This is a genomic window from Pseudomonas sp. TE50-2 (assembly GCF_040813665.1).
GTDB lineage: Bacteria > Pseudomonadota > Gammaproteobacteria > Pseudomonadales > Pseudomonadaceae > Aquipseudomonas > Aquipseudomonas soli.
Genome location: NZ_JBFNXN010000001.1, coordinates 2,842,501 through 2,855,474, shown reverse-complemented (window position 1 = coordinate 2,855,474; position 12,974 = coordinate 2,842,501). Strand labels below are relative to the sequence as shown.

Genomic DNA, 12,974 nt, shown 5'->3' with positions numbered 1-12,974 from the left:
GCTTTGCAGCCCAATCGCCGGCAAGCCAGCTCCCACAGCAGTACCGCAGGGCTTTGACCTTGTGCGGTACCTGTGGGAGCCGGCTTGCCGGCGATGAGGTCGGTACAGGCTTACTCGATGAAGGTGACCACGCCACCTTCCAGCGACTTCACCCGGGCCAGCGACTCGACGCGGTAGCCCTGGCTGTCCAGCTCGGCGCGGCCGCCCTGGAACGACTTCTCGATGACGATGCCCAGGCCGGCCACGGTGGCGCCGGCTTGCTTGATAATCGAGATCAGCGCCTGGGACGCCTTGCCGTTGGCCAGGAAGTCGTCGATCACCAGCACACGGTCGCTGCTGTTGAGGTGGCGCGGCGATATGGCCACGGTGTTTTCGGTCTGCTTGGTGAAGGAGTAAACCTTTGCGGTCAGCAGGTTCTCGGTCAGGGTCAGCGACTGGTGCTTGCGGGCGAAGATCACCGGGACGCCCAGCTTCAGGCCAGCCATCACTGCCGGGGCAATGCCCGAGGCTTCGATGGTGACGATCTTGGTCACGCCGGAGTCGGCGAACAGGCGGGCGAACTCGTCACCGATCAGCTGCATCAGCGCCGGGTCGATCTGGTGGTTGAGAAACGCATCGACTTTCAGGACCTGATCGGAAAGCACGATGCCTTCTTCGCGAATCTTCTGCTGCAGTGCTTCCACTGTGGTTTTCCTCGATGTAGCAAAGGTGGCCGCAACAAGCGGCAATGTTAAAGAGTAATGGTTGATCAGCGTTTGAGCATTGCCCGGATATCGGCCAGGGCGTTGTTGCCGCGCGCTGCTTTCACTTCCACGGGCGCATCGTCCAGGCCTTCCCAGGCCAGGTCGTCCGGCGGCAGTTCGTCGAGGAACCGGCTCGGTGTGCAGTCGATGATTTCGCCGTACTGCTTGCGCTTGGCGGCGAAGGTGAAGGCCAAAGTCTGGCGCGCGCGGGTGATGCCCACGTAGGCCAGGCGGCGTTCTTCCTCGATGGTGTCGGCCTCGATGCTCGAGCGGTGGGGGAGAATTTCCTCCTCCATGCCCATGATGAACACGTAAGGGAATTCCAGGCCCTTGGAGGCGTGCAGGGTCATCATCTGCACGCCCTCGGCGTTTTCTTCCTCTTCCTGCTGGCGCTCGAGCATGTCGCGCAGCACCAGCTTGCCGATGGCGTCCTCGATGGTCATGTCACCCTCTTCGTCCTTCTCGAGGGTGTTCTTCAGCGCTTCGACCAGGAACCAGACGTTGCTGATGCGGAACTCCGCGGCCTTGTCGCTGGCGGTCTGCTGGCGGATCCAGTTCTCGTAGTCGATGTCGCGGATCATCTCGTGCAGCGCGGCGATCGGGTCGTCCAGGGCGACTTTGTGGCGTACCCCGTCGAGCCAGTGCTTGAAGCGCTGCAGGCGCTCGGTGTAGCGGGCGTCGAGGTGCTCGCCCAGGCCCATCTCTTCGCTGGCGGCGTACATCGAGATGCCGCGCTCGGTGGAATAGTTGCCGAGCTTTTCCAGCGTGGTCGAGCCGATCTCGCGGCGCGGCACGTTGATGACGCGCAGGTAGGCATTGTCGTCGTCAGGGTTCACCAGCAGGCGCAGGTAGGCCATCAGGTCCTTGACCTCCTGGCGGCCGAAGAAGCTGTTGCCGCCGGAGAGGCGGTACGGCACCTGGTGGTGCTGCAGCTTCAATTCGATCAGCTTGGCCTGGTAGTTGCCGCGGTAGAGGATGGCGAAGTCGCTGTACGGGCGGTTGGTGCGCAGGTGCAGGGTGAGGATTTCCATGGCCACGCGTTCGGCCTCGGCTTCCTCGTTCTTGCAGCGGATCACGCGGATCTCGTCGCCGATGCCCATCTCGCTCCACAGCTGCTTTTCAAAGGCATGCGGGTTGTTGGCGATCAGCACGTTGGCGCAGCGCAGGATGCGGCTGGTGGAGCGGTAGTTCTGCTCGAGCATGACGATCTTCAGGGAGGGGTAGTCCTCCTTGAGCAGCATCAGGTTCTCGGGGCGGGCGCCGCGCCAGGCGTAGATCGACTGGTCGTCGTCGCCGACCACGGTGAACTGGTTGCGCATGCCGATCAGCATCTTCACCAGCAGGTACTGGCTGGCGTTGGTGTCCTGGTATTCGTCCACCAGCAGGTAGCGCACGCGGTTCTGCCAGCGCTCGAGCACATCGGGGTGCTCCTGGAACAGCTTCACCGGTTGCAGGATCAGGTCGTCGAAGTCCACTGCGTTGAACGCCTTGAGCGTGCGCTGGTAGTGGGTGTAGACGATGGCCGCGGTCTGCTCGCGCGGGTTGCGCGCCTTTTCCAGGGCCTCGGGCGGCAGGATCAGGTCGTTCTTCCAGGCACCGATCATGTTCTTGATCTCGTCGATGCCGTCGTCGCCGGAGTACTCCTTCTGCATGATGTCCGACAGCAATGCCTTGATGTCGGACTCGTCGAAGATCGAGAACCCCGGCTTGTAGCCCAGGCGGTCATGCTCCTTGCGGATGATGTTCAGGCCCAGGTTGTGGAAGGTGCACACGGTCAGGCCACGGCCTTCCCCCGGACGCAGCAGGGTGGCGACTCGCTCCTTCATCTCGCGCGCGGCCTTGTTGGTAAAGGTCATGGCGACGATGTACTGGGCACGGATGCCGCAGTTCTGGATGAGGTGGGCAATCTTGCGCGTGATCACGCTGGTCTTGCCGGAGCCTGCACCGGCGAGCACCAAAAGAGGGCCGCCGACGTAGTCGCGGGCTTCCTGTTGCCGGGGATTGAGTCGGGACATGCTAGAAACCGGGGGTAACCAGAAAATAGCCGCGCATTCTAGCAGGCATGGGGTGGTTAATGCGCGACCGTCTGACGTTGTGATGCAGGGCGCGAATCGGATTTGCCGCATCTGCTACTTTCGCGCAGGATGCACGTCAGATTGCGTCGGGATGGTGGCCAGGGACAGGCAATGACTAAAAGTGAAAATCATTTCCAATTAATCGGGTAGGATTGCCCGCGCTCGCCGTTCCACCGCCCACATCTAAGGAGCCCGCTTGTCCACGCCTGTCGAACCCCTGCGTTTGCTGCTGTTGGCTGATGAGCCGGAGTGGGCCGTGCACCTGCGCGAATGCCTGCAACCGATGGGTGGCAGCGTCGTGCTGCTGACCGCACCGAACTGGGCGGCGGTGGACAGCCTGTTCGCCAACGACCGTCAGGCCGTGGTGCTGGCCACGCCCGAGCTGCAGCCCGCGCCAGGGCGTTGCGAGCTGCCGACGATCCTGCTGCTCGAGCAGGAGCCGGCCAGCGCGCCGCTGGGCGCCAGCGACTGGCTGGTGCTGACGCAACTGACTACCGACACGCTGCGTCGCTCCCTGCGCCATGTGCGTGAGCGCGGCGTGCTGGTGGCCACCCTGCAGCGTCTGGCCGAACAAGACCCGCTGACCGGCATCGCCAATCGCCAGGGCTTCCAGGCCTTGCTGACCGCACGCTTGGCCGAGAACGAAGGGCGTGGCCTGGCCCTCGGCCACCTCGACCTGGACAACTTCCGCCACGTCAACGACGCCCTCGGCCACCAGGGGGGCGATCGCTTGATCCTGCAGGTGGTCGCCCGTCTGAAGCACCAGCTGGAGGCGAGCGACCAACTGGCGCGCCTTGGCAGCGACGAGTTCGCGTTGTTGATCGACACCCGGCGTGATCCCAACCGCGCCGAGTGGATGGCCGAGCGCATCACCGAGGCGCTCACCGAGCCCTACTGGATCGACGGCGAGAGCCTGCTGCTCGGCTGCAGCCTGGGGATCGCCCATGCCCGCGCCCAGGCCGGCGCCGACCCGCTGATGTGGCACGCCCACATCGCCATGCGCCAGGCCAAGGGTAGCCAGGGCTGCACCTTCCACGTATTCAATGAGCGTATCAATCGCAACGCCCGCAGCCTCGCTGACCTGGAAAGCGAGTTGCGCCGCGCCCTGCGCCGCGACGAGCTGGAGCTGCACTACCAGCCGCGGCTCAACCTATCCGACGGTCGTATCGTCGGGCTCGAGGCGCTGGTGCGCTGGAACCATCCCGAGCGCGGCCTGCTGGCGCCCAGCGAGTTCGTGCCGCTGGCCGAGCAGAGCGGGTTGATCGTGCCACTGGGTTACTGGGTGATCTCGCGGGCCCTGAGCGATATGCAGGCCCTGCGCGAACGTGGCCTGGCACCGCTGCACATGGCGGTGAACCTGAGCTTTCGCCAGTTCCAGGACAGTCAGTTGCTGGCAACCCTGAGCCGGCTGATCGTCGAGCACGGGGTCGATGCGCGCTGGCTGGAGTTCGAGCTGACCGAGACCGCCGTGATGCGGCGCAATGAGTTGGTGCGCCAGACCATGGATGCCCTCGGGCGGCTGGGGGTGCGCTTCTCGCTGGATGACTTCGGCACCGGCTTTTCATCGTTCGTGCACCTGAACAGCTTGCCGATCACCTTGCTGAAGGTCGATCGCAGCTTCGTCGGCGGCATGGAGCAACGCGAAGAGAACGCCAAGCTGGTCCACGCGATGATCAACCTGGCGCACAACCTCAATCTGGAGGTGGTGGCAGAAGGGGTGGAGAGCGAGGAGCAGCTGGCGCTGCTGCGGGCGTTCGGTTGCGACCAGGTGCAGGGCTTCCTGGTCAGTCGGCCGTTGCCGGTGGAGGCGTTGATCGAGTACCTGTTGCAGGTGCCCACCCCGGGTTTGGTGCAGACCCTTTAGGCCCAATCGCCGGCAAGCCGGTTCCCACAGGTGTTGCGCCGTCCTTGTGGGAGCCGGCTTGCCGGCGATGCGCCGCGTCAGCGGCGCCCTGTTGCCTTTGGATCAACCCGCCAGCATGCGCCCGGTTTCTTCCAGGTTCTCGTGCCAGCTCAGCGCCTCGCGCAGGATATGCGGGGTATGCCCGCCACGCTGGCAGGCGCGCTCGAAGTAATCGTTCAGCGCGGCGCGGTAGTCCGGGTGCACGCAGTTGTCGATGATCACCCGGGCGCGCTCGCGCGGCGCCAGGCCGCGCAGGTCGGCCAGGCCCACCTCGGTCACCAGGATGTCCACGTCATGCTCGGTGTGGTCGACGTGGCTGACCATCGGCACCACGCTGGAAATCGCGCCGCCCTTGGCGATCGACTTGGTGACGAAGATCGCCAGGTGGGCATTGCGGGCGAAGTCGCCCGAGCCGCCGATGCCGTTCATCATCTTGGTGCCGCAGACGTGGGTCGAGTTGACGTTGCCGTAGATGTCGAACTCGAGCGCCGTGTTGATGCCGATGATGCCTAAGCGACGCACCACTTCAGGGTGGTTGGAGATCTCCTGCGGACGCAGCACCAGCTTGTCCTTGTAGCGCTCCAGATTGCCGAACACATCGGCATTGCGACGGCTCGACAGGGTGATCGAGCTGCCCGAGGCAAAGCTCAGCTTGCCGGCGTCGATCAGGTCGAAGGTCGAATCCTGCAGCACTTCGGAGTACATGGTCAGGTTTTCGAACGGCGACTCGATCAGGCCGCACATCACCGCGTTGGCGATGCTGCCGATGCCGGCCTGCAGTGGGCCGAGGTTGTTGCTCATGCGGCCGGCGTCCACCTCGCCCTTGAGGAAGGCGATCAGGTGGTCGGCGATGCCTTGGGTCTCGTGATCCGGCGGCAGCACGGTGGACGGCGAGTCCGGCTGGTCGCTGATGACGATGCCGACGATCTTCGCCGGGTCGATCGGGATCGCGGTGCTGCCGATGCGGTCGTCGACCTTCACCAGCGGGATCGGCGTGCGGGTCGGGCGGTAGGTCGGGATGTAGATGTCGTGCAGGCCTTCGAGGTTGGCGTTGTGCGACAGGTTGATCTCGACGATGACCTGTTTGGCGAAGATCGCGAAGCTGGCCGAGTTGCCCACCGAGGTGGTCGGCACGATATGGCCTTGCTCGGTGATCGCCACTGCTTCGATGACCGCGATGTCCGGCAGGGTCAGTTGCTTGTTGCGCAGTTGCTCGACGGTTTCCGACAGGTGCTGGTCGATGAACATCACCTTGCCGTCGTTGATGGCCTTGCGCAGGGTGCTGTCGACCTGGAACGGCATCCGCCGGGCGAGTACGCCGGCTTCGGTCAGTTGCTTGTCGAGGTCGTTGCCCAGGCTGGCGCCGGTCATCAGGCTGATCTTCAGCGGCGACTGCTTGGCGCGCTCGGCCAGTGCGTGAGGCACGGCCTTGGCTTCGCCGGCGCGGGTGAAGCCGCTCATGCCGACGGTCATGCCGTCCTCGATCAGGCCAGCGGCGTCAGCCGCACTCATTACCTTGCTGTGCAGGGAGGACAAGCGGATACGATCACGGTACATGGATTGTTATCTCAGGCTACTGAAGCTACTGGAAGCGCAGTCTAGAGATTTCGCCCGGTGCCGTCCCGCGACCATGGTCGTATGAGCGGCCCGGAAATAGAGCCGTTGATCTGGATCAGGCAAATGCGACAAACCCCGGAAATGGCTTCCCGGGGTTTGTCTTGTACAAGCGGTCGCGATGCGGTCCTTGGACCTACTCCACAGCCTTGACCATGTCCTCGATGACCTTTTTGGCGTCACCGAACACCATCATGGTCTTGTCCAGGTAGAACAACTCGTTGTCCAGGCCGGCATAGCCGCTGGCCATGGAGCGCTTGTTGACGATGATGGTCTTGGCCTTGAAGGCTTCGAGGATCGGCATGCCGGCGATCGGCGACTTCGGATCATTCTTCGCTGCCGGGTTGACCACGTCGTTGGCGCCCAGCACCAGCACCACGTCGGCCTGGCCGAACTCGGCGTTGATGTCCTCCATCTCGAACACCTGGTCGTACGGGACCTCGGCCTCGGCCAGCAGCACGTTCATGTGCCCGGGCATACGCCCCGCTACCGGGTGGATCGCGTACTTCACGGTCACGCCGTTGTGGGTCAGCTTCTCGGTCAGTTCCTTGAGCGCGTGCTGGGCGCGAGCCACCGCCAGGCCGTAGCCCGGGACGATGATCACGCTATCGGCATTGCTCAGCAGGAAGGTCGCGTCGTCGGCCGAGCCGGATTTCACCGGGCGTTGCTCTTTCGAACCCGTCGCGGCACCGGCATCCACGTCGGCACCGAAGCCACCGAGGATCACATTGAAGAACGAACGGTTCATCGCCTTGCACATGATGTACGAGAGGATCGCACCGCTGGAGCCGACCAGGGAGCCGGCGATGATCAGCATCGAGTTGTTCAGCGAGAAGCCGATACCGGCTGCTGCCCAGCCCGAATAGCTGTTGAGCATCGACACCACCACCGGCATGTCGGCGCCGCCGATCGGGATGATGATCAGCACGCCCATGACGAAAGCCAGGGCCAGCATCAGGGTGAAGGCGCTGTAGTGGCCGGTGAAGGTGAACAGCAGCCCCAGGGCGATGGTCGCCAGGCCCAGGATCAGGTTCAACTTGTGCTGGCCGGCGAACTGTACCGGTGCGCCCTGGAACAGGCGGAACTTGTACTTGCCCGACAGCTTGCCGAAGGCGATCACGGAACCTGAGAAGGTGACGGCGCCGATGGCCGCGCCAAGGAACAGCTCGAGGCGGTTGCCGGTGGGGATCGGGTCGCTGATGGCGGCGACGATGCCCAGCGACTGTGGTTCGAGCACGGCGGCGATGGCAATGAATACCGCGGCCAGGCCGATCATGCTGTGCATGAAGGCGACCAGCTCCGGCATCTTGGTCATCTCGACGCGCTTGGCCATGATCGAACCGGCGGTACCACCGACCAAAAGGCCGACGATCACGTAGCCGATACCCGCTGTCGCAAGCTCAGCCCCAAGCTTATAGATGAGGCCCACCGTGGTGAGGATCGCAATGCCCATGCCGATCATGCCGAACAGGTTGCCGCGCCGCGAAGTGGTCGGGTGCGACAGGCCCTTGAGCGCCTGGATGAAGCATACCGAGGCGACGAGGTAGAGGAGCGTTACCAGATTCATGCTCATGCTTACTTCTGCGCCTCGTTCTTGGTTTTCTTCTTGAACATCTCAAGCATGCGGCGGGTGACCAGGAAGCCACCGAACACGTTGACCGCGGCCAGCGCCACGGCCAGGGTGCCCATGACCTTGCCGGCCGGGGTGACGGTCAGCGCGGCGGCCAGCATGGCACCGACGATGACGATCGCGGAAATGGCGTTGGTAACTGCCATCAGCGGCGTGTGCAGGGCCGGGGTGACATTCCACACCACGTGGTAGCCCACGTAGATGGCCAGCACGAAGATGATCAGGTTGTAGATGCCGTGGGAAATCAGCATGTCTTCCATTGTCGTGCTCCTCAGCCGTTCTTGCGCACGACCTGGCCGTCGCGGCACATCAGGCACGCGGCGACGATGTCGTCTTCGAGATTGATGACCAGGTTGCCGTCCTTGTCGAACAGCAGCTTCATGAAGTCCAGCAGGTTGCGCGCGTACAGCGCCGAGGCGTCGGCACCGACCTGGGCCGGCAGGTTGGTCGGGCCGACGAGGGTCACGCCGTGCGCCATCACCACCTGGTCGGCCACGGTCAGCGGGCAGTTGCCGCCTTGGGCCGCGGCCAGGTCGATGACCACCGAACCGGGTTTCATCTGCGCCACGGTCTCGGCGCTGAGCAGGGTCGGTGCCTTGCGTCCGGGGATCAGCGCGGTGGTGATGACGATGTCCGCCTGCTTGGCACGCTCGTGCACGGCCTGGGCCTGGCGCTGCATCCAGCTGGCCGGCATTGGCCGGGCGTAGCCGCCCACACCTTCGGCGCACTCACGTTCCTCGTCGGTCTCGTAGGGCACGTCGATGAACTTGGCGCCGAGCGACTCGATCTGCTCCTTCACTGCCGGGCGCACATCGGACGCCTCGATCACCGCGCCCAGGCGCTTGGCCGTGGCGATGGCCTGCAGGCCGGCCACACCGGCACCGAGGATCAGCACGCGGGCGGCCTTCACAGTGCCGGCGGCGGTCATCAGCATGGGCATGAAGCGCGGGTAGTGGTGGGCTGCCAGCAGCACGGCCTTGTAGCCGGCGATGTTGGCTTGCGACGACAGCACGTCGAGGCTCTGCGCGCGTGAGGTGCGCGGTGCGGCCTCCAGGGCGAAGGCGGTGATGCCGCGCTCGGCCATCTTGGCGATCAGTTCGTTGTTGAACGGGTTGAGCATGCCTGCCAGCAGGCTGCCGCTGTTGATCAGCGCCAGTTCCTGGTCACTGGGCGCGACCACCTTGAGCACCAGCTGCGCGCCGAAGGCGTCGGCGGCTTCGCCCAAGTTGGCGCCAACGGCCTCATAGGCACTGTCCGGAATGCTGGCCTTGAGCCCTGCCCCCCGTTGCACGGTGACCTGATGGCCCTGGCCAACCAGTTTCTTGATGGTTTCCGGGGTCGCGGCGACCCTTGTCTCACCCGTCTGCGTCTCGAGAGGAACACCAATGTGCACGACTTTGTCTCCTGCGGTGACCTTTTGTCTTTATAGGAACCAGCGCACTTCGGGTGGTGCGGCTGGGTGGTCGTAGAGCACGACCCCGCCGGATCCGGGGCGGGGGAGGCATTTTGCAGACGAACCCGAGGGCCTTCAACCAGTTCTGAAGCGAAACGAAGTTGAAACTACAAGTCACCCTGTGACCGTATGTCGCAACGATTTGCCCTCAACCCGTCAAGCACGCGCTATGCGGAGCTTAGGAGAAAATTTGAAAAAATTTCCGCTATTTTCGTTCTCAGTTTGCTGAATGTCGCAAAATCAGCTGCAAACCCGCGCAGTAACTAGGGTTGCTAGGTTTTTAAGGGCGAACGGAACAGATTACGAATTTGCGACAAATCCATACATCTGTAGGTGTTAAAAATAATTGACTACGGGGTCAGCTTTGCCTGCTTCACCCTATTCCGTAGCGGTGTACTGTTGCGCCTGCGCCACCAGCCAGTCGCGGAACGCCCGTAGCGAGGCGGACTCGACCTTCCGCTCGGGGATCATCAGATGGTAGGCCTTGTCGCTGGAGAGGGCATGCCTGTTAGCGACCACCAGTCGGCCCTCCTGCAGCTCGCGCTGGATCAGGAACGGTGGAATCAGCGCAATGCCCATGTCATGCATGGCGGCCTGGGCGAGCATCGAAAACAGCTCGTAGCGCGGGCCGGTCATGTCGCGTTCGACGCTCATCCCCAAGCCGTCGAACCATTGTCGCCAGGCATAGGGGCGGGTGGTCTGCTGCAACAGCGGCAAGCCGGCAATGCGCTGGGCGTCGAGGCTGGCTTGTCCTTCCAGCAGGGAAGGGCTGCACACCGGCATGGGGTTCTCGCCCATCAGTCGGTGGGACTGGGTGCCCGACCAGTCGGCGTCGCCGAAGTAGATGGCGGCATCGAAGGGCGTGTCGGCAAACAGGAAGGGGCGGGTGCGGTTGGTCAGGTTGACCGTGACTTCCGGGTGACGCTGCTGGAAGTCCTTCAGGCGCGGCAGCAACCACTGGGTGCCGAAGGTCGGGACAACCGCCAGTTCGATCACATTGGCGCCTTGCTGGCGCATCACCGAAAGCGTGTCGCGCTCCACCGCATCCAGCTGTGCGGCTACCTGGCGACTGTAGGAGAGCCCGGCTTCGGTCAATTTCACGCCCCGGCGTGAGCGGCGGAACAGTTCGACATTGAGGAAGGTCTCCAGGCTGCCGATCTGCCGACAGACGGCACCCTGGGTCAGGGCCAGTTCCTGAGCGGCCTTGGTGAAGCTCTCGTGACGTGCGGCCGCCTCGAAGCAGACCAGGGCAGTGGTACTGGGAATCTTGCGGCGCATGTACGTGAACCTCACATGTCAGGCGTTGAGCAGGGCATTTTGATGATTACGAAGTGAGAAAATATCACTAAACGGTGCGCAATCCTCGTTTGTCCCTCACGCCAAACAGGCCTAGGATCAATCCAGCACAACAATTCGTTCCCATCTTTCGAGGAATCCGCACATGGCTGGCAAGGCAAGCTTCAACTGGATCGACCCGCTGCTGCTGGATCAGCAGCTCACTGAAGAAGAGCGCATGGTCCGTGACAGCGCCTATCAGTTCGCCCAGGACAAGCTGGCACCCCGTGTGCTGGAGGCGTTCCGTCATGAGCAGACGGATCCGGCGATCTTCCGTGAGATGGGTGAAGTCGGCCTGCTCGGCGCGACCATTCCCGAGCAGTACGGTGGCAGCGGCCTGAACTACGTGTGCTACGGCCTGATCGCCCGCGAGGTGGAGCGTATCGACTCCGGCTACCGCTCGATGATGAGCGTGCAATCGTCGCTGGTCATGGTGCCGATCAACGAGTTCGGTACCGAGGCACAGAAGCAGAAGTACCTGCCGAAGCTGGCCAGTGGCGAGTGGATCGGCTGCTTCGGCCTGACCGAGCCCAACCATGGTTCCGACCCGGGCTCGATGATCACCCGCGCCCGCAAGGTCGACGGTGGTTATCGCCTGAGCGGCAGCAAGATGTGGATCACCAACAGCCCGATTGCCGATGTATTCGTGGTCTGGGCCAAGGACGATGCCGGCGATATCCGCGGCTTCGTGCTGGAGAAAGGCTGGGACGGCCTCAGTGCTCCGGCCATCCATGGCAAGGTCGGCCTGCGTGCTTCGATCACCGGCGAGATCGTCATGGACAACGTGTTTGTGCCGGAAGAGAACATCTTCCCCGACGTGCGCGGCCTCAAAGGCCCGTTCACCTGCCTGAACTCGGCCCGCTACGGCATCTCCTGGGGTGCGCTGGGTGCCGCCGAGGCCTGCTGGCACACCGCTCGCCAATACACCCTGGATCGTCAGCAGTTTGGCCGCCCGCTGGCTGCCAACCAGTTGATCCAGAAGAAGCTGGCTGACATGCAGACCGAGATCACCCTGGCCCTGCAAGGCTGCCTGCGCCTGGGCCGGATGAAGGACGAAGGGACCGCGGCGGTCGAGATCACCTCGATCATGAAGCGCAACTCCTGCGGCAAGGCCCTGGACATCGCTCGCCTGGCGCGGGACATGCTGGGTGGCAATGGCATTTCCGACGAGTTCGGCGTCGCCCGCCACCTGGTCAACCTCGAGGTGGTCAACACCTATGAAGGTACTCACGACGTGCACGCGCTGATCCTTGGGCGTGCGCAGACCGGCATCCAGGCGTTCTATTAATAGAGGAGCCAGGCCATGGGCGCGCTTTCCCATCTGCGGGTGCTGGATCTTTCCCGGGTATTGGCCGGCCCCTGGTCCGGCCAGATCCTTGCCGACCTTGGGGCGGATGTAATCAAGGTGGAGCGCCCCGGCGCGGGTGACGACACCCGTTCCTGGGGGCCGCCTTTCCTGCGCGATGCCCAGGGCGAGAATACCAGCGAGGCGGCCTACTACCTGTCGGCCAACCGCAACAAGCGCTCGGTGACCATCGACTTCACCCAGCCCGAAGGCCAGCGCCTGGTGCGTGAGCTGGCGGCGAAGTCGGATATCGTCATCGAGAACTTCAAGGTGGGTGGACTGGCGGCCTATGGGTTGGATTACCAAAGCCTGAAGGCCATCAACCCGAAGCTTATCTATTGCTCCATCACCGGCTTCGGTCAGACCGGGCCGTATGCCAAGCGTGCTGGCTACGACTTCATGATCCAGGGGTTGGGCGGGCTGATGAGCCTGACCGGGCGCCCGGAGGGGGAGGAGGGCGCGGGGCCGATGAAGGTTGGGGTAGCGCTCACCGACATCCTGACCGGGCTGTATTCCACCGTGGCGATTCTTGCGGCCTTGGCGCATCGTGATCAGGCGGGCACAGGCCAGCATATCGATATGGCGTTGCTGGATGTGCAGGTGGCCTGCCTGGCCAATCAGGCGATGAACTACCTCACCACTGGCAACCCACCCCGGCGGTTGGGCAATGCGCACCCCAATATCGTGCCCTACCAGGACTTTCCGACGGCGGATGGCAATTTCATTCTTACCGTGGGTAATGACGGGCAGTTCCGCAAGTTTGCTGAAGTGGCGGGGCAGGCGCAGTGGGCGGATGACCCGCGGTTCTCTACTAATAAGCAGCGGGTAGCCAATCGTGCGGAGCTGATTCCGTTGATTCGTCAGGCTACGGTGTTC

The 12,974-nt window shown here is 63.4% G+C and carries 10 protein-coding genes (1 of these 10 running past the window's edge); 3 read left to right on the top strand and 7 right to left on the bottom strand.

Features of this window, described 5'->3' with window-relative positions; all coding sequences use genetic code 11:
• Positions 1-110: 110 nt before the first annotated feature.
• Positions 111-683, bottom strand: coding sequence for a xanthine phosphoribosyltransferase (locus AAHK21_RS12935; RefSeq protein WP_217840949.1), 573 nt, complete (start codon positions 681-683; stop codon positions 111-113).
• A gap of 65 nt (positions 684-748) precedes the next feature.
• Complete coding sequence (gene rep / locus AAHK21_RS12930) at positions 749-2,758, bottom strand: DNA helicase Rep (RefSeq protein ID WP_023629135.1); 2,010 nt, start codon at positions 2,756-2,758, stop codon at positions 749-751.
• 256 nt (positions 2,759-3,014) lie between these two features.
• Here rep and AAHK21_RS12925 point away from each other — a divergent pair, with 256 nt between their 5' ends.
• The gene (locus tag AAHK21_RS12925; RefSeq protein WP_367857444.1) at positions 3,015-4,682 is read left to right on the top strand and encodes a putative bifunctional diguanylate cyclase/phosphodiesterase; all 1,668 of its coding nucleotides are present in this window, start codon (positions 3,015-3,017) and stop codon (positions 4,680-4,682) included.
• A 102-nt stretch (positions 4,683-4,784) separates the two neighbouring features.
• On the opposite strand, the gene AAHK21_RS12920 is transcribed toward AAHK21_RS12925, so the two are convergent.
• From AAHK21_RS12920 to AAHK21_RS12900, 5 genes are all read right to left on the bottom strand, one after another.
• Entirely contained in the window at positions 4,785-6,278 is a 1,494-nt protein-coding gene (locus tag AAHK21_RS12920; protein WP_023631270.1) for an acetyl-CoA hydrolase/transferase family protein, read from the bottom strand.
• A gap of 193 nt (positions 6,279-6,471) precedes the next feature.
• Positions 6,472-7,908, bottom strand: a complete 1,437-nt coding sequence (locus AAHK21_RS12915; RefSeq protein ID WP_023631271.1) for an NAD(P)(+) transhydrogenase (Re/Si-specific) subunit beta — start codon at positions 7,906-7,908, stop codon at positions 6,472-6,474.
• 2 nt (positions 7,909-7,910) lie between these two features.
• Positions 7,911-8,225, bottom strand: a complete 315-nt coding sequence (locus AAHK21_RS12910) for an NAD(P) transhydrogenase subunit alpha (RefSeq protein ID WP_008097413.1) — start codon at positions 8,223-8,225, stop codon at positions 7,911-7,913.
• An 11-nt stretch (positions 8,226-8,236) separates the two neighbouring features.
• Positions 8,237-9,358 carry a Re/Si-specific NAD(P)(+) transhydrogenase subunit alpha gene (locus tag AAHK21_RS12905; RefSeq protein WP_038707135.1) on the bottom strand — a complete coding sequence of 374 codons (1,122 nt, stop codon included), beginning with the start codon at positions 9,356-9,358 and terminating at the stop codon, positions 8,237-8,239.
• Between the two features lie 438 nt (positions 9,359-9,796).
• Positions 9,797-10,696, bottom strand: coding sequence for a LysR family transcriptional regulator (locus AAHK21_RS12900; RefSeq protein ID WP_094010763.1), 900 nt, complete (start codon positions 10,694-10,696; stop codon positions 9,797-9,799).
• Positions 10,697-10,859: 163 nt separating this feature from the next.
• Here AAHK21_RS12900 and AAHK21_RS12895 point away from each other — a divergent pair, with 163 nt between their 5' ends.
• Together AAHK21_RS12895 and AAHK21_RS12890 are read left to right on the top strand one after the other, a co-directional pair.
• A complete protein-coding gene (locus AAHK21_RS12895) occupies positions 10,860-12,041 on the top strand; it encodes an acyl-CoA dehydrogenase (RefSeq protein ID WP_023630017.1) in 1,182 nt (393 codons plus the stop codon).
• 15 nt (positions 12,042-12,056) lie between these two features.
• Positions 12,057-12,974 carry the 5' portion of a CaiB/BaiF CoA transferase family protein gene (locus AAHK21_RS12890; protein ID WP_367857443.1) on the top strand. The gene runs 303 nt beyond the window's last position, so the window shows 918 of its 1,221 coding nt (coding positions 1-918); it begins with the start codon at positions 12,057-12,059; the stop codon falls past the right edge of the window.